26 protein-coding genes are annotated in these 24,012 nt (G+C 76.6%); 10 read left to right on the top strand and 16 right to left on the bottom strand.

Annotated features, from left to right (window positions below; all coding sequences use genetic code 11):
- The first annotated feature begins 40 nt into the window (after nucleotides 1–40).
- Complete coding sequence (locus ACI79E_RS05185; protein WP_456931479.1) at nucleotides 41–826, top strand: SDR family oxidoreductase; 786 nt, start codon at nucleotides 41–43, stop codon at nucleotides 824–826.
- A 199-nt stretch (nucleotides 827–1,025) separates the two neighbouring features.
- Here the strand turns inward: ACI79E_RS05185 and ACI79E_RS05180 are convergent, their stop codons facing one another.
- Entirely contained in the window at nucleotides 1,026–2,033 is a 1,008-nt protein-coding gene (locus ACI79E_RS05180; RefSeq protein WP_456931478.1) for a UDP-N-acetylmuramate dehydrogenase, read from the bottom strand.
- A 34-nt stretch (nucleotides 2,034–2,067) separates the two neighbouring features.
- On the opposite strand from ACI79E_RS05180, the gene ACI79E_RS05175 reads away from it, so the two are divergent.
- The 3 genes from ACI79E_RS05175 (at nucleotide 2,068) to ACI79E_RS05165 (ending at nucleotide 4,675) form a co-directional block, all read left to right on the top strand.
- A complete protein-coding gene (locus tag ACI79E_RS05175; protein WP_456931477.1) occupies nucleotides 2,068–2,928 on the top strand; it encodes a class I SAM-dependent methyltransferase in 861 nt (286 codons plus the stop codon).
- 131 nt (nucleotides 2,929–3,059) lie between these two features.
- Nucleotides 3,060–3,818 (top strand): maleylpyruvate isomerase family mycothiol-dependent enzyme, encoded by a 759-nt coding sequence (locus tag ACI79E_RS05170; protein WP_456931476.1) that lies wholly within the window; start codon nucleotides 3,060–3,062, stop codon nucleotides 3,816–3,818.
- Nucleotides 3,815–4,675: a spermidine synthase gene (locus ACI79E_RS05165; protein ID WP_456931475.1), complete on the top strand. Its 861-nt coding sequence runs from the start codon at nucleotides 3,815–3,817 to the stop codon at nucleotides 4,673–4,675. The genes ACI79E_RS05170 and ACI79E_RS05165 overlap by 4 nt, the downstream gene beginning before the upstream one ends.
- On the opposite strand, the gene ACI79E_RS05160 is transcribed toward ACI79E_RS05165, so the two are convergent.
- The gene (locus tag ACI79E_RS05160; protein WP_456931474.1) at nucleotides 4,665–5,177 is read right to left on the bottom strand and encodes an O-acetyl-ADP-ribose deacetylase; all 513 of its coding nucleotides are present in this window, start codon (nucleotides 5,175–5,177) and stop codon (nucleotides 4,665–4,667) included. The genes ACI79E_RS05165 and ACI79E_RS05160 overlap by 11 nt on opposite strands.
- Before the next feature lie 23 nt (nucleotides 5,178–5,200).
- Here ACI79E_RS05160 and ACI79E_RS05155 point away from each other — a divergent pair, with 23 nt between their 5' ends.
- Nucleotides 5,201–5,401 carry a PspC domain-containing protein gene (locus ACI79E_RS05155; protein ID WP_456931473.1) on the top strand — a complete coding sequence of 67 codons (201 nt, stop codon included), beginning with the start codon at nucleotides 5,201–5,203 and terminating at the stop codon, nucleotides 5,399–5,401.
- A gap of 3 nt (nucleotides 5,402–5,404) precedes the next feature.
- On the opposite strand, the gene ACI79E_RS05150 is transcribed toward ACI79E_RS05155, so the two are convergent.
- From ACI79E_RS05150 to murD, 11 genes are all read right to left on the bottom strand, one after another.
- Nucleotides 5,405–5,692: a DUF2516 family protein gene (locus ACI79E_RS05150; protein WP_456931472.1), complete on the bottom strand. Its 288-nt coding sequence runs from the start codon at nucleotides 5,690–5,692 to the stop codon at nucleotides 5,405–5,407.
- Nucleotides 5,693–5,872: 180 nt separating this feature from the next.
- Nucleotides 5,873–6,637 carry a hypothetical protein gene (locus tag ACI79E_RS05145; protein WP_456931471.1) on the bottom strand — a complete coding sequence of 255 codons (765 nt, stop codon included), beginning with the start codon at nucleotides 6,635–6,637 and terminating at the stop codon, nucleotides 5,873–5,875.
- Nucleotides 6,634–7,152, bottom strand: coding sequence for a helix-turn-helix domain-containing protein (locus ACI79E_RS05140; RefSeq protein ID WP_456931470.1), 519 nt, complete (start codon nucleotides 7,150–7,152; stop codon nucleotides 6,634–6,636). The genes ACI79E_RS05145 and ACI79E_RS05140 overlap by 4 nt, the downstream gene beginning before the upstream one ends.
- 88 nt (nucleotides 7,153–7,240) lie before the next feature.
- Nucleotides 7,241–8,215 (bottom strand): asparaginase, encoded by a 975-nt coding sequence (locus ACI79E_RS05135; RefSeq protein ID WP_456931469.1) that lies wholly within the window; start codon nucleotides 8,213–8,215, stop codon nucleotides 7,241–7,243.
- Between the two features lie 137 nt (nucleotides 8,216–8,352).
- Nucleotides 8,353–8,913, bottom strand: coding sequence for an RsiG family protein (locus ACI79E_RS05130; protein ID WP_456931468.1), 561 nt, complete (start codon nucleotides 8,911–8,913; stop codon nucleotides 8,353–8,355).
- Nucleotides 8,910–9,770 (bottom strand): 3-keto-5-aminohexanoate cleavage protein, encoded by an 861-nt coding sequence (locus ACI79E_RS05125; RefSeq protein WP_456931467.1) that lies wholly within the window; start codon nucleotides 9,768–9,770, stop codon nucleotides 8,910–8,912. The genes ACI79E_RS05130 and ACI79E_RS05125 overlap by 4 nt, the downstream gene beginning before the upstream one ends.
- Nucleotides 9,767–10,870: a CAF17-like 4Fe-4S cluster assembly/insertion protein YgfZ gene (gene ygfZ / locus ACI79E_RS05120; RefSeq protein WP_456931466.1), complete on the bottom strand. Its 1,104-nt coding sequence runs from the start codon at nucleotides 10,868–10,870 to the stop codon at nucleotides 9,767–9,769. Before ygfZ ends, ACI79E_RS05125 begins: the two co-directional genes overlap by 4 nt.
- Nucleotides 10,867–11,334: a Fur family transcriptional regulator gene (locus tag ACI79E_RS05115; protein ID WP_456931465.1), complete on the bottom strand. Its 468-nt coding sequence runs from the start codon at nucleotides 11,332–11,334 to the stop codon at nucleotides 10,867–10,869. Before ACI79E_RS05115 ends, ygfZ begins: the two co-directional genes overlap by 4 nt.
- 10 nt (nucleotides 11,335–11,344) lie before the next feature.
- Nucleotides 11,345–12,232 carry a glutamate cyclase domain-containing protein gene (locus tag ACI79E_RS05110; RefSeq protein WP_456931464.1) on the bottom strand — a complete coding sequence of 296 codons (888 nt, stop codon included), beginning with the start codon at nucleotides 12,230–12,232 and terminating at the stop codon, nucleotides 11,345–11,347.
- On the bottom strand, nucleotides 12,229–13,590 hold the full coding sequence (locus tag ACI79E_RS05105; protein WP_456931463.1) for a hypothetical protein: 1,362 nt from the start codon (nucleotides 13,588–13,590) through the stop codon (nucleotides 12,229–12,231). The genes ACI79E_RS05110 and ACI79E_RS05105 overlap by 4 nt, the downstream gene beginning before the upstream one ends.
- Complete coding sequence (gene murD, locus ACI79E_RS05100; RefSeq protein WP_456931462.1) at nucleotides 13,583–14,917, bottom strand: UDP-N-acetylmuramoyl-L-alanine--D-glutamate ligase; 1,335 nt, start codon at nucleotides 14,915–14,917, stop codon at nucleotides 13,583–13,585. The genes ACI79E_RS05105 and murD overlap by 8 nt, the downstream gene beginning before the upstream one ends.
- Nucleotides 14,918–15,084: 167 nt before the next feature.
- On the opposite strand from murD, the gene nhaA reads away from it, so the two are divergent.
- Nucleotides 15,085–16,464, top strand: coding sequence for a Na+/H+ antiporter NhaA (gene nhaA, locus ACI79E_RS05095; protein ID WP_456931461.1), 1,380 nt, complete (start codon nucleotides 15,085–15,087; stop codon nucleotides 16,462–16,464).
- A gap of 317 nt (nucleotides 16,465–16,781) precedes the next feature.
- Nucleotides 16,782–17,507, top strand: coding sequence for a hypothetical protein (locus ACI79E_RS05090; protein ID WP_456931460.1), 726 nt, complete (start codon nucleotides 16,782–16,784; stop codon nucleotides 17,505–17,507).
- A gap of 25 nt (nucleotides 17,508–17,532) precedes the next feature.
- Here ACI79E_RS05090 and ACI79E_RS05085 read toward each other — a convergent pair whose 3' ends face one another.
- The 3 genes from ACI79E_RS05085 to ACI79E_RS05075 all read right to left on the bottom strand — a co-directional run bounded on the left by ACI79E_RS05085 (nucleotide 17,533) and on the right by ACI79E_RS05075 (nucleotide 20,952).
- Nucleotides 17,533–19,242: a DUF885 domain-containing protein gene (locus tag ACI79E_RS05085; protein WP_456931459.1), complete on the bottom strand. Its 1,710-nt coding sequence runs from the start codon at nucleotides 19,240–19,242 to the stop codon at nucleotides 17,533–17,535.
- Complete coding sequence (locus tag ACI79E_RS05080; protein ID WP_456931458.1) at nucleotides 19,239–19,772, bottom strand: FABP family protein; 534 nt, start codon at nucleotides 19,770–19,772, stop codon at nucleotides 19,239–19,241. Before ACI79E_RS05080 ends, ACI79E_RS05085 begins: the two co-directional genes overlap by 4 nt.
- 250 nt (nucleotides 19,773–20,022) lie before the next feature.
- Nucleotides 20,023–20,952: an NAD-dependent epimerase/dehydratase family protein gene (locus ACI79E_RS05075; RefSeq protein WP_456931457.1), complete on the bottom strand. Its 930-nt coding sequence runs from the start codon at nucleotides 20,950–20,952 to the stop codon at nucleotides 20,023–20,025.
- A gap of 126 nt (nucleotides 20,953–21,078) precedes the next feature.
- Here ACI79E_RS05075 and ACI79E_RS05070 point away from each other — a divergent pair, with 126 nt between their 5' ends.
- From ACI79E_RS05070 to ACI79E_RS05060, 3 genes are all read left to right on the top strand, one after another.
- Nucleotides 21,079–21,762 (top strand): TetR/AcrR family transcriptional regulator, encoded by a 684-nt coding sequence (locus tag ACI79E_RS05070; RefSeq protein WP_456931456.1) that lies wholly within the window; start codon nucleotides 21,079–21,081, stop codon nucleotides 21,760–21,762.
- A 1-nt stretch (nucleotide 21,763) separates the two neighbouring features.
- Nucleotides 21,764–22,510: a DUF4184 family protein gene (locus ACI79E_RS05065; RefSeq protein WP_456931455.1), complete on the top strand. Its 747-nt coding sequence runs from the start codon at nucleotides 21,764–21,766 to the stop codon at nucleotides 22,508–22,510.
- Between the two features lie 136 nt (nucleotides 22,511–22,646).
- Entirely contained in the window at nucleotides 22,647–23,897 is a 1,251-nt protein-coding gene (locus ACI79E_RS05060; RefSeq protein WP_456931454.1) for a PP2C family protein-serine/threonine phosphatase, read from the top strand.
- The last annotated feature ends 115 nt before the right edge of the window (nucleotides 23,898–24,012 follow it).

Below are 24,012 nucleotides of genomic sequence, written 5' to 3'. Positions count from 1 at the left end.
GCTCGACTCTCCATCCTGCAACAGCGCCAGGATGGGGTTCATGCCCGGCCCCTCAGCCCAGTCTGCCTCCGGTCCCGCCGTCCTGCCCGGTCACGGGCGCACCGCCGTCGTCACCGGCGCCTCCAGCGGCATCGGGGCGGCCACCGCGCGCCGCCTCGCCGCCGAGGGGTTCGACCTCGTCCTCGGTGCCCGGCGCATGGACCGGCTGACCGCGCTGGCCGAGGAGATCGGCGCGCGGGCGCTGCCCCTGGACCTCACCGACCCCGCCTCGGTCGAGGAGTTCACCGGCGCCCTGGACCGGGTCGACGTGCTGGTCAACAACGCCGGCGGGGCCTTCGACGCCGCCCCGGTGGCCGAGGCGGACCTGGGCTCCTGGGCCCGCACCTACGAGGTGAACGTGCTGGGCACCGTCCGGCTGACCAAGGCGCTGCTGCCCGCGCTCATCGCCTCCGGCGCCGGTGACCTGCTGTTCGTGGGCTCCACCGCCGGGTTGATCAGCTACGAGGGCGGCGCGTCGTACACGGCGGCCAAGCACGCGGTGCACACGCTGGCCGAGACGCTGCGCCTGGAGCTGTTCGACCAGCCGGTGCGGGTCGTGGAGATCGCGCCCGGCATGGTGAAGACCGAGGAGTTCAGCCTCAACCGGGTCGGCGACCGCGAGAAGGCCGAGGCGGTCTACCGCGGGGTGCGCCGGCCGCTGGTCGCCGAGGACGTCGCCGACTGCATCGCCTGGACCCTCACCCGGCCGCACCACGTCAACGTCGACCTGCTCGTCGTCCGCCCCCGCGCCCAAGCCGCCCAGCACAAGGTCTTCCGGGAGGACTGAGCCGCGGCCGCTCGATCGGTGCGAGATCACGGGATCTCGCACCGTTCCCGCGACCGATCCGTGCGAGATCACGGGATCTCGCACCGTTCCCGCGGCCGATCCGTGCGAGATCACCGGATCTCGCACCGTTCCCGCGGCCGATCCGTGCGAGATCACCGCATCTCGCCCGCAGGCGGTCGGCGGCCAGGCGGTCAGGCGCTCAGGGCCGGACGGCGGTGGGCTCCCGTTCGAGGGTCACGCCGAACCGCTCCCGCACCGTGGCCACGACCTTGTCGGCGAAGGCGAGCAGCTCGGCCGCGGTGGCGCCGTCCGCCGTCGTCAGGGCCAGGCTGTGGCGCGACGACGTCCCGACCCGGCCCTCGCGGGTGCCGCGGCCGAAGCCGGCGTGCTGCACCAGCCAGGCGGCGCTGAGCTTGACCCGCCCGTCGCCGGCCGGCCAGCTCGGGCAGCCCTCGACCGCCTGCGCGGCGGGCACGATCGGGTTGGTGAAGAACGAGCCGGCGCTGCGGCTGTCGGGGTCGGTGGGGTCCCAGACCATGCCCTTGCCGCGGCGCAGCTCCAGCACCGCCGCACGGACGTCGGCCAGCGGCGCCCGCTCCCCGAGGTCCACGCCCAGCCTCCGGGCCAGCTCCGCGTAGCCGACCGGCCGGGACAGCTCCCCGGGCTCCAGCACGAAGGTGACCTCGAGGACGACGAACCGACCGGGCTCGCGCTTGAGCCGGCTGTCGCGGTAGGCGAACCCGCAGTCGGCCGGGGTGAACACCCGGTCGGTCTTCTCGGCCCGGTCGTACACCCGCACCGCGGTGAGGACCTGCGCGACCTCCTGGCCGTAGGCGCCGACGTTCTGCACGGGGGTGGCGCCGGTCGAGCCGGGGATGCCCGACATCGCCTCCATGCCGGCCAGGCCCTCGGCCACGGTGTACGCGACCAGGTCGTCCCACGGCTCCCCGGCCTGGACCACCAGCTCCCCGCCGCGACGCCGCACCCCACGGCTGCGGACCGCGACGACGTCCCCGGGCCAGCCCTCGTCGGGGGCGATGAGGTTGGAGCCGCCACCGAGCACCAGCAGGGGCCGGCCGGCCTCGTCGGCGTCGCGGACGGCGGCGACCAGCTCGTCGGCGTCGGTGACCTCGAGGAGCCGCTCGGCGGGACCACCCACCGCCAGCGTCGTCAGCTCCGCGAGGGGGGCGTTCGGTCGGACCTGCACGGCTCCACGCTAACCGGGTCTACGCTCTGGACCGGTGAGCGAGGCGGGAGGCGGGGACCACAAGCGCCGGGCCGTCCTCACCCCGAAGAAGGCCAACCCCCGGCTGGCCGCGGGGCGCGCGCGGGCGCTGGGCCTGCCGACGCGGGGCACCACGAACGCCAACCGGCTGCGCCGCATCGACCGCTGGCTGCTGGCCACCCAGGTCCCCCGGCTGCGCGACGCCGCCCGGCCGCTCGTCGTCGACCTGGGCTACGGCTCGTCGGCGGTGACCACGCTGGAGATGGCCGACCGGCTGGGTCCGGAGGTGCACGGCCTGGAGGTCGTCGGCCTGGAGATCGACCCGGCGCGGGTGGCCGCCGTCGCCGAGGACCGCGACCCGCCGCGGGTGGACTTCCGCGTGGGCGGCTTCGAGCTGGCGGGGCTGCACCCGGTGCTGGTGCGGGCGTTCAACGTGCTGCGCCAGTACGACGAGGAGTCCGCGGCGCGCGCCTGGGAGACCATGTGCGCCGCCCTGGGGCCCGGCGGGCTGCTGGTGGAGGGCACCTGCGACGAGTGGGGACGACGCGCAGCGTGGGTGGCCCTGGACGCCGACGGGCCCCTCACCCTCACCCTGTCGGCGCGGGTGGCGGACCTCGACAGGCCCTCCGACCTCGCCGAGCGGCTGCCCAAGGCGCTGATCCACCACAACGTCCCGGGTCAGCCGGTGCACGAGTTCCTCCGCGCGTTCGACGCCGCCTGGGCCACCGCCGCCGGGCTGTCCACCTTCGGCCCGCGCCAGCGCTGGACGGCCGCCGTCCAGACCCTCGCCGACCAGGGCTGGCCGTTCGTCGGCTCCTCGCGGCGGTGGCGGCACGGCGAGGTCACCGTCCGCTGGTCGGCCGTCGCCCCGACCTGAGCCCGGCCGGCCCGCCCGTCGCCCCCGTCTGACGCCTCGCCCGCTCGTCGAGATCCCGTGATCTCGCACGTCACGGACGCCCTGCCGGTGCGAGAGCACGGGATCTCGACGCCGTCGGGCACGATGGGGGCGTGACGTCCCTGGTCGACGAGGCGCTGCGGCAGCGCTGCATCGAGGCCGTCGTCGAGGAGGGCGAGCGGTTCGGCGTCCTGGTGCAGGAGGTGGACGCCGGGTTCACGACGGCGCGCTGGAGCACCCCGGTGCCGTGGGTGCCCGCCTGGACCGTCCGCGACCTCGTCGGCCACCTCGGCGCCGTGCACCGGTGGGCCACCGCCATCGTGCGCGCCGGCACCGCCGACCGGCCCGCTCCACCGCCCGCACCGCCCGAGGACGGGCTGGTCGACTGGTACGCCGCCGGCCTGACCGACCTGCTGCACGCCCTGCGCGACACGCCCCCGGACTCCCCGTGCTGGCACATGAGCCCGGCCGCGGAGAGAACCGCCGCGTCCTGGGCCCGCCGGCAGGCGCACGAGCTCGTCGTCCACCGGATGGACCTCGAGGGCGCGGCCGGCGTCCCGCTCACCGCGGTCGACCCCGACCTGGCCGAGGACGGCGTCGACGAGCTGCTGCGGGTCGTCGTCCCCCGCTGGGCGCACACCGAGCCGCTGCGCACCGCCACGGCGAGCGTGGCCGTGCGGAGCACGGACACCGGCCGCACCTGGCTGGTCCGCGTGACCGACGGCGTCGTCGAGGTGCGCGACGACGCCGCCCCCGCAGACGCCCGGCTCGAGGCGCCCGCCGAGCAGCTGCTCCGCCGGCTGTGGGGCCGCCCGGCCGAGGTCACCGTCGGTGGGGACACCGCGGCCGAGGCCCTCCTGCGCGGCCGATGAGCCGGCGTCCCGCCCCGGAGGTGGTCCCGCCGGGCCCCACGCCCGTCGGCGGCGGCACCGCGGAGCTCCTCGGCGACGCCGACCGCGACGGTTCCTGGGTGCTCATGGTCGACGGGACGCCGCAGTCCCACGTCGACCTCGAGGACCCGTCGCACCTGGAGTTCGAGTACGTCCGCCGCATGGGTCACGTGCTCGACCTCGCCGGCGAGGAGGGCGCGCCGATCGACGTCGTGCACCTCGGCGGTGGGGCGCTCACGCTGCCCCGTTACGTCGCGGTCACCCGCCCCGGCTCGCGGCAGCGGGTGGTGGAGATCGACCAGCAGCTCACCGACCTGGTGCGCGCCCACCTGCCGCTCCCCCGCGGCGCGCGCGTCCGGGTCCGCGCCGCGGACGCCCGCGCCGGGCTGGCGGCGCTGCCCGCCGGGAGCGCCGACGTGGTCGTCAGTGACGTCTTCGCCGGGGCCCGCACCCCTGCGCACCTGACCAGCGTGGAGTACGCCGAGCAGGCGCGGCGGGTGCTGCGCCCCGGCGGGGTGTACGCGGCCAACGTCGCCGACGGGCCGCCGCTGCGCTTCGCCCGCGCCCAGACCGCCACGCTGCGCGCGGTGTTCGCGCACGTGTGCCTGCTGGCCGAGCCGGGCACGCTGCGCGGCCGCCGCTTCGGCAACCTCGTGGCGGTCGCCTCGGACTCCGAGCTGCCGATCGCGGCCCTGGTGCGCCGGTGCGCCGCGGACCCCATGCCCAGCCGGGTCGTGGAGGGCGCCGACCTCGACCGGTTCGCCGGGAGGGCCCAGCCGGTCCACGACGAGGACGCCGTCGCCTCCCCCGAGCCCCCGGAGGGCGTCTTCAGCCGCTGAGCGCGCCCTCGAACGCGACCAGCGCCGCGTCGCCGGACAGGACGAACCGGACCTCCTGCACGTGCTCCACCTCGGCGGCACGGACCCCGGCGACGGCCTGGACGGCGGCGTCCTCCAGCGGCCAGCCGTAGACGCCGGCCGAGATCGCGGGGAACGCCACCGAGCGCGCCCCCAGACCGTCGGCGACCCGCAGGCTCTCGGTGTAGCAGGAGCGCAGGACGGCCGACCGGTCCCGGGTGGCCGACCAGATCGGCCCGGCGGTGTGCACCACCCAGCGGGCGGGGAGCCGGCCGGCCGTCGTCGCCACGGCGGCGCCGCGGGGCAGCCGGCCCCCGGGCAGGCGGGCCTTCAACGCCCGGCACTCCGCGAGGACCTCCGGCCCGCCGGCCGCGTGGATCGCGCCGTCGACCCCACCGCCGCCGAGCAGGCCGGGGTTGGCCGCGTTGACCACGACGTCGACGTCGGCCCGGGTGATGTCGCCGAGAACCGCCCGCAGGAGCACGCCCGAACCGTAGGGTCGGGGGCATGACCTCGCCCGTCCGCCCGCCCCTCCGCCGGGACACCCGGCACAAGGTGATCGCCGGTGTCTGCTCGGGGATCGCCCGGCGCTACGGCCTGTCGACCAATGGCCTGCGCCTGGCGTTCGTGCTCTCGTGCATCCTGCCCGGGCCGCAGTTCATCGCCTACCTGGTGCTGTGGATCGTCATGCCCGCGGACCGGGGCTGACCGTCACCAGCTGCTGCCACCCCGGCGCAGCCCCCGCACCGCGGGCCGGACGTCGACCAGGTAGACGATCGCCGCGATGATCGCCGGCAGCCCGAGGAAGCTCATCGGCCCCTGCCAGAACACGACGAGGACGGCCAGGGCGGTGATCGCCGCCCAGGCGGGCTTCGTCAGCTTGCCCGCGGCGACGTAGCCGGCGGCCGGCCGGATCAGCGCGTCGACGAGCGCGTACGCGGTCAGCGCCAGGGCTCCGTAGTACAGCCCCAGGTAGATGACCCCGTCGAAGGACAGCATGTCCGGAGGGTACCCGCCGCGGGGCCGCCGTCCGGGGCGCGCGCGAGATGCCCGGGCACGCCGCCACCCCATCAGGGGAGCCGGCGACCACCGGTCACCGGCTCGCGACGGCACAGGGCCCCGGAGCGCGGTGCGCTCCGGGGCCCTGTGCGGTGGTCGGCCCCTCGGGAGGGGCCGCTCTCAGCTGTCGCTCTTGGCCGGGACGGCGGTCGCGTCGGCCCGCTTGGCGGTGCGGGCGCGGGAGACGCGGGCGGAGGTCTTGGCCGGGGTGCTCTTGCGGGCGGCCGAGCTCTTCTTGGCCGGCTTCGCGGCGTCGGCCTCGGCGATGGTGGCCTTGGCGGTGTCGGCGGCCTGCGCCGTCTTCTCCTCGGCGGCGTCGACGACCTTGGCGGTCTTCGCCGCGGCCTTCTGCGCCACGGAGGTGACCTCGTTCGAGGCCTCGGCGACGGTCTCGGCGGTCTCCTCGAGGACGTCCTCGAGACGGTCCTCGACGGCGTCCACGGCGCGCTCGGCGCGGAAGACGACCTTGCGGAAGGCCGGCTGGCGACGCAGCTCCTCGACGACCTCGCCGCCGCGGACCGCGAGGGTCTCGAGGGTGGCGACGGTCTGGGTGCGGGCGGTGCTGACCAGGCCGGTCACCGTGCTCTTGACCGACTCGGGGCGCACGGCGGCGGCCACGTGCTGGGCCGACGTGCGAGCGGACTGCGCGGCGGTGCGGGCGCGGCCGGCGGCCTCCTCGACGCGGGCGCGGGCCTCCTTGGCCGCCAGGTCGGCCTGGACCTGGGCCTCACCGGGCAGGGCCTCGGCGCGCGAGCGCAGCGTCCCGACGACGGCGCGGGCGCGCTCGACGGCGAGGTCACCGGCGCCGACGGCGGCCAGCAGGACGGTCTTGTTCTGGACGGCGACGGTCTCGCCGACCTTCTTGAGGGTCTCGGCGGTGCTCATGCGGACTCCTTGGAGGAACTCGGGACGGGGGTGGTGCTCGGAGCTGTGACGGGGGCAGCGGGTGCGGTCGCGGCGTGCTCGCGGACGTAGGTCTCGTAGAGCTCGAGCAGGACCGCCTTGTGCCGCTCGGAGAGCGACTCGTCGTTGCGGATCGCCGCCACGGTGTCGGGGTTGCCGGCCCGGCGGTCGAGGATCCCGGCCTGCTCGTAGAGCGTCTCGGCCGAGATCTGCAGGCCCTTGGCGATGGCCGCGAGGATCTCGGCCGACGGCTTGCGCAGACCCCGCTCCACCTGGGACAGGTACGGGTTGCTCACCCCGGCGCTGCGGGCGAGCTCTCGCAGGGACACCCGCGCGGCGTTGCGCTGCTCCCGGATGAAGTCGCCCACCTGCGAGCTGGTCGCGGTGACCTTGGACCGCTCGGCGGCCACCGTCTCCGCGACGCTGCCCGCGAGCTGGTCCACCTTCTCGCGGACGGTGGTCACCTGCTCGCGGACGAACTCGCCGGGCTTCTGCACGCCTCCGACGCTAACCAGGAGTGCTAGCTCTTGCAAGCGGTGGAGCTAGCACCCTGGCGTGAGACGGCTCACACCGGCGCGGTCCGGCTCAACCCCTGATGGTCGCTGCCGAGCGCACCTCACCGACCACGTCGTCCCCACCGGACACCGGCACGAGCGCCCACGGCGCGAGCTGCTCGGCCGGGACGCCCAGCCGCCGCAGGCCCGCGCACAGGGCCGGTGTGCGGCCGCGCTCGCCACCGTCGTCCAGCTTGAGCGCCACCGCACCGCGGCCGGGCAGGGCGGCCACGTGCACGCCGTCCGCCCCGCCCTTGACCAGCAGGCCGTCGACGGCGCGCATGAGGTCGGTGTCCTCGCGGCCGGTGCCGGCGACGAACCACGGGTGCGCCCGCATCGCGTCGGCGACCGCGCGCTCGCGGCTGCCCGCCGGCGCCTCGACCAGCGACGCCACCGCCCGCGCCAGCCCGGTCAGCGGCAGCGCGTGCTGGGGCGCGCCGCACCCGTCGACGACGACCGCGGTCACCGGCGTCCCGGCGGCCTCGCCCAGCCGAGCCTCGATCGCCTGCTGCAGCGGGTGCCCGCGGTCGAGGTAGCCCTCGGTCGGCCAGCCGGCCGCCACGCAGGCCGCCAGCATCGCCGCGTGCTTGCCGGAGCAGTTCATCGCCAGGCGTTCCGGCGCCCGCCCGCTCGCCAGCCACCCGGCGCGGGTCGGCTCGTGCTGCGGCAGGGCCGGCGGGCAGCCGAGGTCCTCGGGGCCCAGCCCCGCGGCGGCCAGCACCGCCGCGGCGAGCTCGCGGTGGGCGTCCTCCCCGGAGTGCGAGCCGGCGCCGATGGCCAGCTCCTCCCCGGAGCGCGGCGCCCAGCCCGCGGCCAGCACCGCGGTGGCCTGCACCGGCTTGTTCGCCGACCGCGGCAGGATCGGCCGGTCGACGTCCCCGGCCGCCTCCAGCACGTCACCGTCGGCGCCCACGACGACCAGCGCCCCGCGGTGCACCGACTCCAGGAACCCCGAGCGCCACACCTCGACCAGCACCGGGTTCTCCGGCCAGACGGCCGGCGTCACCGGGGCCGAGCCTGGCTGGGTCACGACCGGAGCGGCCCCCTCCCCGGTCCCGCCTCGAGCCGGTGACGCGCTGGGACCGTCGCCCTGCCGGGTCCCGCCGCGGGCCTGCGAGCGGTGGGGGGCAGGGTGGTCCTTGCTCAGTGTCGGCCCTCGTCGGCCAGCAGCGCGGCGACGTCGGCCTCGCCGTTCTGGTACCGCCGGCCCAGCTCCGCGGCCAGCCCGTCCATGACCTTCTGCACGCCACGGCGGCGCTCGGACAGCGAGCTCTCCGCGGCGGCCAGCGCGCGGGCGGCCTGCTCCAGGTCGGCGTCGCTGAGCTGGGGCACCGACGACAGGTCGATGCCGCGGGTCAGGCCGTTGACCCAGGACTCGTACTCCTCCGGCGCGGCCGGCTGCACGGTCTGGTGCCGGCCCAGGCCGTGCGCGGGGCCGCGGCCCTTCTCGGCGAGGATCTCCGGCAGCAGGTCGACCAGCGACCGCCCGTCGTCCTCGGCGCGGCGCTGCAGCTCGCGGCGCACGATGTCCAGCCGGCCCTGCAGCAGCCGGCGGGTGTAGGAGAGGTTGACCTCCTCCTGCTCGGCCTGCCGGCGCAGCCTCCGGACGTCGGCCATCGGGCGCTGCACCGCGGCCTCGAGGAAGCCCGGGTCGAGCAGGGCGTCGACGGCGGCGCCACCGGCGGGCGTGGGTTCGGGGGTCACGGGACGGCCTCCACGGTCGTGCGCGAGAGGGGCGGGTGGTAGATGCCGAGCAGAGCGCGGGCGTCGGTGGTGGTCATCGGCGGGCGCTGGGCGATCCGGGCGAGACCGGCCGCGCGCGCCACCAGCTGGGCGTTGTCGCGCACCGGCTCACCGGGCGCGTAGGTCAGGGTGTCCTCCATGCCGACCCGCAGGTGACCCCCGGCCGACAGCGCGGCGAGCATCACCGGCAGCGAGGTCCGCCCCACGCCGGTGGCGGCGAAGGTCGCACCCGGCGGCAGGTGCGGCAGGCAGGCGGCCAGCGCCTGCGTCGTCCCGGGCATCCCGCCGGGCACGCCCATGACGAGGTCGACGTGCACGTGCCCGCCGTGCGGGGGGCCGTACCGGTCCAGCAGCCGCGCCAGGGTGGCCAGGTGGCCGAGGTCGAAGACCTCGTACTCGGGCACGATGCCCCGTTGCTGCATCTGCGTGTGCAGCTCGACGATGAGGTCCCAGGGGTTGCTGAAGACGTCGCGGCCGAAGTTGACCGTGCCCAGCGAGAGCGAGGCGGCGTCGGGCGCGGCGTCGAGGACGGCGAGGCGGGCGTCGAACGGGTCGGTCACCGCGCCGCCGGTCGACAGCTGGACGACCAGGTCGGTGGCCGCCCGGACGGCGGCGACCACCTCGCGCACCCGCCCGAGGTCCAGGGTCGGGCGCGTGTCGGCGTCCCGGACGTGCAGGTGGACGACGGCGGCGCCCAGCGCCTGGCAGTCCCGCGCGGTGGCCACGACCTCCTCGACGGTCACCGGCAGCGCCGGGACGTCGGCCTTGGCCGACTCCGCCCCCGTGGGGGCGACCGTGATGAGCGTGCTCGGACTCACCGACCGATCGTCGCAGACCGCACGGCCTTCACCCGGTCGCGGGCCGCGGCGCGAGTGTCGTCCAGCTCCGCAGGCGTGTCGTCGGGGTCGATCGCCGCCCGCGCGCCGCCCACGGTCAGCTCGGCGTCCGGCTTCACCGACTGCTTGACCAGCGCCAGCGCGACGACCCCGAGCTCGTGGTGGCGGACGACGGTGCCGGCCCGGCCCACCTCGCGGGTGCCGCTCAGGACCGGCGTGCCCGGGGCGGGCAGCTCCTCGCTGAGCCCGTCGAGGTGCAGCAGCACCAGCCGCCGCGGCGGGCGGCCGAGGTTGTGCACCCGGGCCACGGTCTCCTGTCCGCGGTAGCAGCCCTTGTCCAGGTGGACGGCGCCGGTCAGCCAGCCGGTCTCGTTCGGGATCGTGCGGTGGTCGGTGTCGACGCCGGCCCGGGGACGGCGGGCCTCGACCCGCAGCGCCTCGTAGGCGTCGAGCCCGGCGGGCGTGGCCCCGGCCGCGAGCAGCGCGTCGGCCCGGGCGGCCACCTCCGACCGGGGCACCAGCAGGTCGACGACGTCGGCAGCGTCCCCGACCGGGGGCATGCGCCGCACCCACCCGCCGCCGTCCAGGGCGCGCACCTCGTACGGGGCGGCCGGCACCGGCAGGCCGGCGGCGGCCAGCACGTCGGCGCCGCGGGGGCCGACCAGCGACAGCAGCGCCCACCCGTCGGTGACCAGTGCGGGTTCCACGCGGAGCATGAACCGCATCCGGTCGAGGAAGGTGTGCAGTGCCGCACCGGAGCCCGGCTCGACGTCGACCCACGTGGTGCCGGCGAGGTCGGCGAGGACGAGGTGGTGCTCGACGTGCCCGTTGGGCGAGAGCAGCAGGGCCTCGGCGCCGGTGCCGTCGGCCAGCCGGTCCAGGTGCTGGGTGGTGAGGCTGTGCAGCCAGGAGAGCCGGTCGGCGCCGGGCACGGCGAGCACGTCGCGGTCGCTGCGGTCGACCAGGCCCGCGCCCTCGGCCAGCGCCCGCTGCTCCCGCAGGGGGTCGCCGTAGTGCGCGGGGACCGACCCGTCCTCCACGGCGACGGCGCCGGGGCGTGAGAGGAGGGCTGAGGTGTTCATGAGGTCTCCGTTCCAGCGCGTCCACGACAGGCGCGGCACGTCCCCGACAGCGCGACGTGCCCCACGTCCAGCTGGAAACCCAGGTCGGCGGCCAGACGTTCCGCGGCGCTGTCGAGCAGCGCCGGGTCGGCCGAGGAGATCTCGCCGCAGCCCTGGCAGACGACGTGCAGGTGCGGGTGCTCGGCGGCGTGGTAGACCGGCGCGCCCTTGCCCAGGTGGGTGTGCCAGACCAGGCCGAGCCGCTCGAGCAGTTCGAGGGCGCGGTACACCGTCGAGGTGTCGGGCGCGGCGCCGTCCGGGCCGGCCTCCTCGCGCAGCCGCGCGCTGATCGCCTCGGGGGTGGCGTGCTCGAGGGACGCGACCGCGGCCAGCACCCGCTGGCGCTGGGTGGTCAGCCGGAGACCCCGCGCCCGCAGGCGTTCGGCGAGCGGGGCGGCGAGCTCCGTGCGGTGCGAGTCGGCCACGCCTGCGAGCCTAAGCCCGGGTGAGGTCGCGCAGTTCGGCCAGCAGGTCGGCGTAGGCGGGCACCGGGATGCCGTCCACCGTCGCCCCCGCGGCGCCCGTCACGCCGTCGACCGCGCCGGCTGCGGTGGCGGCGTCCAGCACGGCCGCGTCGACGGCGGGGTCCAGCAGCGCGCGCAGCGCCGGGCCGTGCGCGGGCACCAGGACGGCGAGCGCGGCCACCAGCGCCGAGCACCCCCAGTTCGACGTCCCGGCGGTCACCAGCGCGTCCACCGGCACCCGGCACGCGATCCGCTCCCCCTGCGCGATCTCGGCGGCGACCACCGCGGCCGGCACGTTGCCCATGCCGATCTCGTTGCCGCCGTCGCCGACCGCGCCGGTGACCAGTCCCGGCAGGGCGAAGGCGGCGTGCAGCGGCGCGGTGGACGGCGTGATGTCCACCGCCCGCATCGTCATGACCCGCCCCTGGGCGTTGGGTCCCAGCCGCTCCACGGCGACCAGGTGCGAGGGGCCCAGCGCCTGGACACGGGCGGCGACCGCGGCCTCGTCGTCCCCCAGCGGGACGACGGCCGGCCGGCCGGCGCCGAGGACGTCCAGGCAGGCGGCGGTGACCTCCGCGCAGGGCTCGTCGGTGACGACCACGGGGTCGGCGCCGATCCGGGCCAGCGCCGCGGCCAGCACGGCGGTGCCGACCGGTCCGTCGGTCTCCGCCGCCGGTGCCGGCGCCCAGGCGATGTGCACGCCGGTGACCAGGCCGACCCGGCTCCCGGCGGCCCCGGCCGCGGCCAGGCCCCCGGCCAGCCGCGCGAGCTGCCCGCGGACGGCGGCGCCCAGGCCGGCCACCTCACGGGCGCCGGGTCGCAGCACCGCCCGCTCGATGGCGGCGAGACGCTCCCTCACCCGACCGGCGGGCGGGCCTCCGCCAGCACCCGCCGGAGCGGGTCCAGGTACGCCGCCGGGACGGCGTGCGGCCCGTGCGGCTCCAGGAAGCCGGCGACCGTGGCGCCGGTGACCGCGGCGGCGGACACCGCCTCCTCCCCCAGCTCCCGCACCACCGGGAACCCGCCCCACGCCGTGCTCCGCGCGAGGTGGGCCATGGCCGCGGCGCTCTCGGCCCGCTCCCCCACGCAGTCGAACGGCTTCTCGGCGGCCCACAGGACGCGGAACCCGTCGACGAGGGCGGGGTCGGCCAGCGGGTTGCCGCCGAACATGGCGACCGCCTCGTCGGGGGTGAGGAAGACCGCGAAGCACAGGAAGGTGAACAGGCACTTGTCGCAGTGCAGACACCACCGCTGGGTGGCCTCCCCGCCCAGGTGCCGCTGCGTGTAGGAGCGGTTGCAGCTGAGGATCTCGTCACGCAGCCCGGGCAGCGCGGCGACCGCCGCGACCGTGGCCAGCTCCGACAGCTGCCGGGTGAGGCTGAAGTAGCCGACGCCCAGCTCGGCGGCGGCCGCGGCGAACAGCCGCTCGAACTCGTAGGACTTCGAGTACTGGTGGTTCACCCGGGCGCCGTCGATCTCGAGGGTCTCCTCGTCGGCGGAGCGCTCGTTCGCGAACACGACCGGCCCGTGGTCGCCGAGCACGGCCACCAGGGTGGAGATCGCCGAGTTGATCGCGGTCACCGGCACGTGGCCGTTGAGCCCGCCGGCCGCCGTCCGCTCGGCCAGCAGCGGGTCCAGCCGCCGGCGGACGCCGATCAGCGGCACCCCCGCGGCGGCGGTGACGTCGCGCTGCGCGCCGGTCGGGTTGATCGCCAGCGCGGTCGCCGGGGAGACCACCACGAGCGCCAGCGCGGAGTCCTTGCCCCCGCCGACCGGCAGCAGCGCCCCGGCCCCGGCGGGGTCGGCCGGCGGCGGATCGGCCGGCCGCAGCCGGACGTCGAACTCGACCGCGTGCGGCACCGGCAGCCGGTTCACCGCGGCGAACTCGCCGAGGCCGTGCGTGTAGGCGGCCTCGGCGACGGCGAGTTGCGCGGCGGTCAGCGGCCGGGTCACCGTCACCCGGCCGGGCGCGCGCAGCTTGTAGTAGCTGGTGCCCATGACCACGTGGACCAGGTCCAGCGCGGCGTCCAGCCGGGCGGGGTCGACGTCGGCGACCCGCTCGGTGTCCAGGACCAGCCGCTCGGTGAACTCGTCCCCGCCCAGCCGGTAGGTGAACGCGGCCTCCCCGGTGGTGAGGTCCAGCGAGCGCTCCGCGACGACGAAGGCCCCGTCCGGTGCCGGCGACCGGCCCGGCTCCACGTCCGCGACCTCAGACACGCTGCGCACCGGCGTCCCGGAGGATCTGCTCATAGGTCCGCGCCAACTCCTCGTAGTTCCGGTAGCGGTTGTAGCTGGGGGCGCCCGGCGACAGCAGCACCACGCCACCGGCCGGCGTCGTCCGCACCGCCTCGGCGACGGCCTCCGCGAGCCCCTCCGTCTCGGTCACCGGGGGCTCGACCCCGCGGTCGGCGGCCGCGGCCCGGACGTCGGCGGCCAGCCGGGCGCCGGTGTCGGGCACGGTCACCACCCGCACCCCACCCGCCCGGGCCACGACGGCGCGGGCCAGACCGGTGTAGTCCAGCCCGCGGTCCTGCCCGCCGGCGACCAGGGTGACCGGCCGGTCGGCGAAGGCGTCCAGCGCGGCGAGCACCGACACGGGCGTGGTGCTCAGCGTGTCGTCGACGAACGTGACCCCGTCGCGCGTGGCGACCGGGGAGAGCCGGTGCGGCAGCGCCCGGAAGCCGGCGACCGCGGCGCGGACCGCGGCGCCGCTGGCGTCGAGGTCCACCCCCATCCGGACGCAGGCGGCGAGCGCGACGTGCACGTTGGCGACGTTGTGCACCCCCGGCAGGTGCTCGGGCCGGAAGCCCTCCAGCACCGCCGCGGGGACGACGTCGCCCGGGTCGACCAGCAGCGCCGGGTCGAGGTACCGCTCGGCGATCCCGCGGGGCTGGGCGCCGGCGACGACCGTCCCGGGGGCGCACCCGGCGAAGACGTGCAGCTTGTCGCGGTAGTAGGCCTCGACCCCGCCGTGCCAGTCGAGGTGCTCGGGGGCCAGGGAGGTGATCGCACCCCACCCGGTGAAGTCGTCGACGGCCGCGGCCTGGTAGCTGGAGACCTCGACGACCAGCGACGTCCCCTCCTGCACGGCTCCGTCCAGGAGGACGTCGAGCAGCGGCGTGCCGATGTTGCCCGCGTGCACCGCGGGCCGGCCGGCGGCGTCCAGCACCGTCGCGGCGAGGGCGCTGGTGGTGCTCTTGCCCTTGGTCCCGGTGACGCAGAGGGTCGGCACCGCCCGGGCGCCGAACTCGGCCAGCGCCAGGCCGGTGCCCGAGGTGAGGGTGGTGCGCGCGGCCAGCGCCTGCGCGTCCTCGCGGTAGGGGCTGATGCCCGGTGAGCGGACGACGACGTCGCAGCGGGCCAGCGCGGGGACGTCCGTGCCCGCCTCGGCGCCCGGCGGCAGCTGCGCGGGGTCCGGCGGGACGGCGTCGACGACGACGACCCCCGCCGCGCCGGCGGCCACCGCGGCCCGGACCGCGGCGCGCCCCTCACGCCCGTGACCCCAGACGCCGACCCGCCGTCCGGCCAGTTCGGCGAGCCTCACCGGCGCCTGCGGGCGGGCACGGCGGAGCGGGGGGTCACGCGCTCCACTGTACGGAGGACGGCGACCACCGACGGCGCGCGCCGGAGGTCGCCGGTAGGGTCGGCACCGGTGCGCCGGGAAGTCTGGTCGGCAACGTCCGACCCGACCCCGCACCCAGGAGCCGCCCCGTGACCACACCCGCCCGTCTCCTCGGCCGAGGGTCCTGGACCGAGGCCAGCCGGATCGCGCACGTGCTGCGCCGGGAGACCGTCGGCGGTGCCCTGCTGCTCGCGGCCGCCGCCGTGGCCCTCGTGTGGGCCAACTCCCCGTGGGCGGCGGCCTACGAGACCCTGCGTGACACCCGCGTCGGCCCGGCCTCGTGGCACCTCGACCTCACCCTCGGCACCTGGGCGGCCGACGGCCTGCTCGCCGTCTTCTTCTTCGTCGCCGGGCTGGAGCTCAAGCGGGAGTTCGTCGCCGGCGACCTGCGCGACCCCCGCCGGGCCGCGCTGCCGGTGGCCGCGGCGGTGGGCGGCATGGCGGTGCCGGCGCTGTTCTTCGTCCTGTTCAACCTCGGCCGGGACGACGGCGCGCTGCGCGGCTGGGCCATCCCGTCGGCGACCGACATCGCGTTCGCCCTCGCCGTCCTGGCGGTGATCAGCACCCACCTCCCGAGCGCCCTGCGCACGTTCCTGCTCACCCTCGCCGTGGTCGACGACCTGCTGGCGATCGTGGTGATCGCGATCTTCTACACCGACGACTTCTCCCTGGTGCCGCTGGCGCTCGCGCTGGTCCCGCTGGCGCTGTTCGGCCTGCTGGTGCAGAAGCGGATCCGCTCCTGGTGGCTGCTGCTGCCGCTGGCCGCCGCCACCTGGGTGCTGGTGCACGAGTCCGGCGTGCACGCCACCGTGGCCGGGGTGCTGCTGGCGTTCACCGTGCCGGTCGTGCGCAGCGCGGCCGCCGGCGGCCCGGACGCCGGGCCGGGCCTGGCCGAGCACCTCGAGCACCGCATCCGGCCGCTGTCGGCCGGGATCGCCGTGCCCGTGTTCGCCTTCTTCTCGGCGGGCGTCGCGGTCGGCGGGCTCTCCGGGCTGGGCGCCTCGGTGACCGACAGCGTGGCCGTGGGCATCGCCGTCGGTCTCGTCGCCGGCAAGGCCATCGGCATCACCGCGGCCACCTGGCTGGTCGCCCACTTCACCCGCGCCCAGCTGGACGAGGACCTGGGCTGGCCCGACGTCGTGGGGCTCGCGCTGCTCGGCGGCATCGGCTTCACCGTCTCGCTGCTCATCACCGAGCTGGCCTACGGCCTGGGCTCGCCGACCTACGACCACGCCAAGGTGGGCATCCTGACCGGCACGCTGGCCGCGGCGCTGCTGGCCACCGTCGTGCTGCGGCTGCGCAACCGCCGCTACCGGCGCATGTTCGAGGAGGAGCGGGTCGACCGGGACTCCGACGGCATCCCGGACGTGTACCAGGTCACGACGGTCGACCAGGCCGCCGAGCGGCGTGCCGCGGGCCCGGGCGGCACGCCACCGGGCCGCACGGCCGGCGGTTCAGCTGAGAGCTGAGAAACCTCGTTGCCGACCCCTCCGTCGCGACGTACCGTCGAGGTACACGAGAGAGGAGGTGGTCCGTAACTTGCATGCTTATCGGACTCGTGAGGTGGCTGTCCGCTAGCCGCCGTCCAGATGGGCCGCCCGTTCAGACGACAGTCTGAGCGACGGCAGATCGCCCGTCCGTCGTACGGCGGCGAGCGAGAACCGGACAGTCACCCGACCCCCGGGCCGCCGACCATTGTCCAGTCGGCCCGCGTGCAGCTCCCCTGCCCAGCAGGGGCCGCGCCGCGGAGCAGCCCGGGGGTTGTCCGTTCTCCGGGGGGAGTCAGGTGCAGTTCGCCGGCCGCCCCGTGCAGCGGGACGTCTCCGCCGGCGCCTGGGTCGCCGAGGCGGTCCGCCCGTTCTCCGAGCACGTCGTGGGCGGCCTGGTGCCGCCCGTGTTCGCCGCCTACGCCCGCGTCTTCCACCCCGCGGCGCGCTACCTCGGCCTGCACGACGTGGACGTGTCCTGGACCGAGGTCGCCGCGGCCAACCGCACCGTCGCCCACCCCGCGATGGAGTGGGGCTCGATCACCGGCGCACTGGAGTTCCTCACCGAGGCAGACCAGTCCCCGCTGTGGGACGGCGCACCCGCGATGGGGCACCTGCCGGTGGCCGTGGCCGGCCGGCTGGCCGACGTCCTCGCCCGGCACACCACGACGCCGGAGGACTGCTGGTTCGGCGTCTGGTCCGGATTCGGCTCGATCGTGGCCGACCGGCCGACGCTGGCCCTTCCGGGGCGCGAGCACTGGCTGCTGCGGGGGCCGGTCGGGCTGGCCGCGGCCAACCTGGCGCCGGAGCCCGCGGAGCAGAGCGCCAACCTGTGGTGGCCGGCCGACCGCGCGTGGTTCGTCGCCACCGACATCGACCTGGTGACCACCCACGTCGGGGGCAGCCGGGCGTGCATCGACGACCTCCTGGGCGCCGAGGGCATCGAGGTGGCCGAGGTGGCCCCCACGCAACGCGTCACCTGGGACGCCGACACGGTGAACCCGCCGCCCTACGACGCGCCCTGAAGCGGGGGGCGCCTCCCTGTCCTCCTCAGAGGACGGCGAGCTCCGCGGCGAGGTCGTCGAGGCCGAGCGAGCCCTGCGACAGCGCGGCCATGTGCCAGGCCCTGCGGTCGAAACGGTCCCCGGCCGCGCGCTGGGCGGCCGCCCGCCCCTCCAGCCAGGCGCGCTCACCGAGCTTGTAGCTGATCGCCTGACCGGGCAGCCCCAGGTAGCGGACCAGCTCGCTGTCGAGGAACGCGGGCTCGGCGCCGCTGTGCTCGCCGAAGAAGGCACGGCCGAGCTCCGGCGTCCACGGCCGCCCGCGGTGCTCGGCCAGCACGCCCGCGGCGTCGTCGGGGACGGGGAGCCGCAGGTGCATGCCGATGTCGACGACGACCCGCATGGCGCGCAGCTGCTGGGCGTCCAGGTAGCCGAGCCGGGTGCCGGGGTCGGGGAAGTAGCCGAGCTCGTCCATCAGCCGCTCGGCGTACAGCGCCCAGCCCTCGACGTTGGCGCCCACCGAGCCGAGCGAGGTCTGGTAGGTCGACAGCTGCCCCGACACGTACGCCCACTGGGCCAGCTGCAGGTGGTGACCGGGGACGCCCTCGTGGTACCAGATCGAGGTGAGGTCCCACAGCGGGAAGCGCTCCCGGCCGAGCGTCGGCAGCCAGGTGCGGCCGGGGCGGGAGAAGTCCTGCGCGGGGCGGGTGTAGTACGGGGCGGCGGCGCTGCCCGGCGGCGCGATCATGGCCTCGACCCGGCGCACCGGCTCGGCGAGGTCGAAGTGGACGCCGTCGAGGGCCTCGATCGCCTCGTCCATCATCGCCTGCAGCCGCTCCCGGATGGCGTCGACGCCGTCCACGGCCGGGCCGTTGAGCGTCAGCCAGCGCATGGCCTCCGTCGGCGTACCGCCCGGGACGACCTCCTGGGCCGCGGCGCGCTGCTCGGCGAGGATCCGCCGGTGCTCTGCCCAGCCCCAGGCGTATGCCTCGTCCAGGTCGAGGTCCGAGCCGGTCCAGCGGCGGGCGTGCAGGGCGTAGCGGTCGCGGCCGACGGCGTCCGGCGTCCCCTCGGCCTGCGCGGCGTAGGTGTCGCGCAGGAAGTCGCGGATCTCGGCGACCGCCTCGTCGGCGGCCCGCGCCGCCGTCTCCAGCTCCGTGCGCAGCGCGTCCGGCCCCGCGGCGGCGAAGCGTGCGTAGAAGGGTCCGGCCAGCCACTCGCCGAGCTGCCCGATGACGGTGGACACCTGCCGCGGGGCGACGAACAGGCCGCGGCGGGCGCCCTCCTCCAGCGACGCGCGGAAGCCGCGGTGCGCCTCGGGCACCCGCGCCATCCGGCGGGCGATGACCGCCCAGTCCTCCTCGGTGGACGACGGCATCAGCAGGAAGACCTGCCGGATCGAGTGCACGGGGCTGAAGAGGTTGGAGAGTGCGCGCAGCCCCTCACCGGCCTCGGCGACGGCGAGCTCGGCGCCGAGCCGCTCGCGCAGCAGCCGGGCGCAGCGCCGCTCCACCGGGTCGTCGGCCAGCGCGGGGTCCTCGGCCAGCACGCGATCGAGCTCGGCGAGGGTGTCGCGGGCCAGCTGCGCCTCGGCCTCCAGCCCCGCGGGGCTGGGGTCGGGCAGCCGGTCGTCCCCGGGGCGGGTGCCCAGCGAGGTGGCGACGATGGGGTCCAGGTCGCAGACGGCGTCGACGTACCGGTCGGCGACCTGGCGCGGGGTGGCGGGGCGGGCGGGCGGGCGGGGAGCAGCGTCGCTCATCGGATCCGTTCCAGGCGGGCGGACATGGTCGGGCGCAGCGGGGAGTCGGTGCCGGCGCGGTCGACGGCGTACATGAGCGCGCCCTCGACGATGCCGTAGAGGCGGACGGCGCGGGCGACGTCGGGTGCGTCCGGCGTGCGGGCCACGACGTCGCTGGCGAGCTCCCAGCTGGTCGTCGTCCGGGCCCGCCCGACGTAGATCTCGACCAGGCCGTCGGGGCTGGCCACGAGCAGCTCGACGTCGTCCCCGCCGCGCGGGCGCCAGAAGCCGGACTCCCGGACGTCGGGGCCGACGATCTCCCCGTCGTCGGTCAGCCGCCACGTGCGGGACTCGTAGGCGAGGAAGCCGCGGCCGTCGTGGCTGAAGCGGATCCACTGGCCGAACCGGTGGTCACCGCCGGCTCCGGCGGCCTGCCCCTCGCCGTGCCACTCGCCGAGCAGCGGCAGGACGGCCAGCAGCTCCTCGGAGACCTCCGGCCCGCTGCGGACGTCGGCGGTGTCGGGGACCGGCAGCTCCGTGGCGTCGCTCACCGGCGCGCCCCCCTCGGACGGCGGGCGAGCCGGGCGGCGCCGTACCCGCAGCTCAGCGCGGCGAGGGACGTCAGTGCGACGAGGACCCAGGCAGAGACCATGGACCCCACCGTAGGGCCGCCCGGTGCCGGGCTGGAACGACCCCGTCCGGGCGGCCCGTCCCGGTGCTCGCCGCGAGCCTGCGGGTGGTGCGGAGGACGGGGTCCTCCTCCGGAGGGCGGGGTCTTCCTCCGGAGGGCGGGGCCTCCGCTCACGCGCGAGCCGGCGCCGCCGCGGCGGTCGCGGCCACGACCTCCGGCCACGGCGTCGCCGTCAGGCCGAGGGTGGCGGTGGTCGCGGTGGCGTCGATGACGAACTCCTGGTCGAACTGGTGCCGGATGTCGACCACCTCGCGCATCAGCGGCGAGGCCAGCCCGATGGCCCGCAGCACCGGCCAGGGGATGCCGCTGACCGGCACCGGGGGCACGCCCATCGCGGCGGCCAGGTCGCCGATGGCTTGCCGCTGCGAGCGGGGCGGCGCGCTGGGCACGTGCCAGGCCCGTCCGAGCGCGCGCTCGTCGGTGCCGAGGGTGGCCAGCGTGGCCGCGACGTCGGGCAGGTACGCCCAGCTGCGGAGCGCGTCGGGGTCGCCGACCACCCAGGCCCGGCGGCCCCGGCGGATGGTGGGCAGCTGGCGCACCAGGTGGGAGTGCGCAGCCGGCACCTGGGGCCCGATGAAGTCCGCGGCCCGCGCCTCGGTCATCCGGATCCGGCCCGCCTCGTGCGCGGCGAGCGCATCCCGCCACATGGCGATCCGCACCCGGCCCTTGAGGTCGGTGGCGGCCAGCGGGGTGTCCGGGCCCATGGGGCCGTCCGGGCGGCCGTAGACGTAGAGGTTGGACATCGTCACCAGCACCGCGCCGGTGCGCTCGGCCGCGTCCAGCAGCGCCGTCGCGACCGGCGGCCAGTCGGTCGCCCAGCGGGAGTAGGCCGGGTTGACCGCGTTGTAGAGGGCCTGCGCGCCCCGCGCCGCCTCGGCGACCGCCCCGGCGTCGGCGGCATCGACCGCCCGGTGCTCCACCGCACCGGTGGAGGCACCCCCGCTGCGCGAGAGCACGCGCACCTGGTGACCCCGCGCGGCCAGCAGCTCCGCCGTCGTCGTCCCGACCGCACCCTTGCCCACGATCACGTGCAGCGCCATCGCCGTCCTCCTCGTCGTCCGAGAGCAGTGCTCTCGCGTGCCGACGACGCTGGCACAGCCGCCTGGAGACGTCAAGAGCGGTGCTCTCGATTGCGTGCATCGTTCACGCCAGGCAGGATGGCGTCCGTGCCACCCACCGCCCGCGAGCGCGTCCGCGCCGAGCTGACCGCCGAGATCACCGCCGCCGCGCGCCGGCAGCTGGCCGAGGTGGGCGCGGCGGCGCTGTCCCTGCGGGCGGTCGCCCGCGAGCTCGGCATGGCCTCCTCGGCGCTGTACCGCTACTTCCCCAGCCGCGACGACCTCCTCACCCGGCTGATCATCGACGGCTACGACGCGCTCGGCGCCGCCGCCGAGGCCGCCGACGACCCCGGGGCCCCACCCCGCGAGCGGTGGGTGGCGGTCTGCCGTGCGGTGCGGGCCTGGGCCCGCGCCCACCCGCACGAGTACGCGCTGCTCTACGGCTCCCCGGTGCCCGGCTACGCGGCGCCTCGCGACACGGTGCCGGCCGCCGCCCGGGTCGGCGTCGTCCTCGGCCGGATCCTGGGCGACGCCGCCCGCAGCGGGCTGCTCCCCCGGGCGGCCGGGCTCCCGCGGGACCGGTCGCTGCTGAGCGACGGCATCGTCGGGATCCTCGGCGGGGAGCACCCCGCCCTCGACGACGCCGTCCGGCTGCGCGCGCTGCTGGCCTGGAGCGGGGTCTACGGCACGATCAGCTTCGAGCTGTTCGGCCACCTCGTCGGCTCGGTGGAGGACGCCGACCGCTACTTCGACGCGGCGATGGGCGAGCTCGCCGGCCTGGTCGGCCTCTGACGTGCCGTTCACCCCCAGCCACGCGGCGGCGGTGCTGCCGTTCCTGCGGACGCCCCTGCCGGCCTCGGCGCTGGTCATCGGCAGCATGGCCCCCGACCTGCCCTTCTACCTGCCGTTCCCGGTGCCGTGGCCGACCCACACCGTGCTCGCGGTGGTCACCGTCGACGTGCTCCTGGGCGGGCTGGCGTGGGTGGTGTGGCACGGGCTGCTCGCCTTTCCCGCCCTCGCCGTCGCCCCTGCCGCCGTGCGGGCCCGGCTCACCCGGCTCCGGCCGGGCCTGCGCGCCCGGGTCGCGACCGCAGCCGCCGTGGCGTGGACCCTGCTGGCGCTGGTCGTCGGCGGCGCGACGCACCTGCTCTGGGACGAGTTCACCCACGCGCGCCGATGGGGCCCCACCCACCTGCCCGTGCTGGCCGAGCAGTGGGGGCTGCTGCCGGGCTACCGCTGGCTGCAGTACCTGAGCGGGCTGGCCGGCGGGCTGGTGCTGCTGGTGTGGCTGGCCCGGTGGTGGCACCGGACGCCCGCCGTCCGGGGAGCCGACCCGCCGGCGGCCCGGTGGGTCTGGCCGCTGCTGGCCGCGGCCGGCGTCGTCCCCGGCGGCGTCGCGGCGCTGACCGCGTCGAGCATCGGGGAGGCGATCTACGCGGGCGCCACGGTGGGCGGCGGCACCGCGCTGGCCCTCGCCGTCGTCCTGGCCCTGGCCTGGCACGCCCGTCACCGCCCGGCCGGTGCGCGACCGACCACCTGAGTCGCCCCCGCCGGGGGCACGGGTCCCCGACGGGTCCGTGCGTGGGGATGGGGCAGGCTGGGCAGTCGGGTGGGGACCACGGACGAGGGAGGGCAGCGTCATCGAGGGACACCGGGTCGACCCCGACACCGGGCGGGTGCGCTCGCTGCGGGCGATGGAGAGCGCCCTCTCGCGCACGGTGGCCCGCTACGAGCGGGTCCTGGCCAACGTGGCCGACGGGATCTACGGCCTCGACGCCGCGGGCCGGGTGGAGTTCGTCAACCCCGCCGCCGTCCGCATGACCGGTCACCCCGCCGAGGAACAGCTCGGCCTCGACCAGCACCAGCTGCTGCACGGCCGACGGGCCGACGGGTCGCCGTACCCGCGGGAGGAGTGCCCCGTGTGGCAGGCGCTCCGCAGCGGGCGGACCGTCGCCGCCGACGACGAGGTGTTCTGGCGGGCCGACGGCACCGCCGTCCCCGTGGAGCTCATCGCCGTCCCCGCGGTGGAGGACGGCATCGTGACCGGCGTCGTGGTCTCCTTCCGCGACCTCACCGACCGGCGGGCCGCGCAACGGCAGGCGGCCGAGCTGCAGCGCCTGGCCGCGGCGGCCGCCGCCCAGCGGGCGCTGTCCGACCGGCTGCAGCAGGCCCTGCTGACCCCGCCGCCGGAGCCCGACCACCTGCACATCGCCGTGCGCTACCGGCCGGCCGCGCACGAGGCGCAGGTCGGCGGCGACTGGTACGACGCCTTCCTCCAGCCCGACGGCGCCACGATGCTGGTCATCGGCGACGTGGTCGGCCACGACAGCACCGCCGCCGCCGCGATGGGACAGCTGCGCGGCCTGCTGCGGGCGCTGGCGTTCGACAACGACGAGCCGCCCTCGGCCACCCTCACCCGCGCCGAGCACGCCGCGCTCGGGCTGGCGGTCAACAACCTGGCCACCGTGGTGCTCGCCCGCATCGAGCGCCGCCCCGACGTCCCCGTCAGCGGCACCCGCGTCCTGCGCTGGAGCAACGCCGGGCACCTCCCGCCGGTGCTGCTCGCCCCCGACGGCAGCACCACGCTGCTGGAGACCCGGCCGGACCTCATGCTCGGCGTCGACCCCGCCGCGCCCCGCACCGACCACACCGCCGAGCTGGACGACGGGATGACCCTGCTGCTGGTCACCGACGGGCTCGTGGAGCGCCGGGACGCCGACCTCGACCAGGGGCTGGCGAACCTGCGGGAGGCGCTGCGGGACCTCGGCGGGGTACCGCTCGAGGAGCTGTGCGACACGCTCCTGGCCCGCATGCTCCCCGTCCCCGGCGCGGACGACGTCGCGCTGGTCGCCGTCCGGGCCTATCCCGAGGACCGGCCGCGACCACCGGAGGCCGGCCCCAACCGCCTGCCGCCCGCGATGTCCTAGGGACACGACAGCGCCCGCCCCGGCGGCTGCCGGGACGGGCGCTGTGCTGACGCTCCGTCAGCGGCCCCCCTGCGGGCCCCGCCGCGACCTGTTCGAGGTGGGGGCAGGAGGGTCC

The organism is Geodermatophilus sp. SYSU D00079, assembly GCF_054050635.1.
The sequence above is the reverse complement of the archived record's forward strand: the minus strand, read 5'-3'. Positions and strand labels throughout refer to the sequence as shown.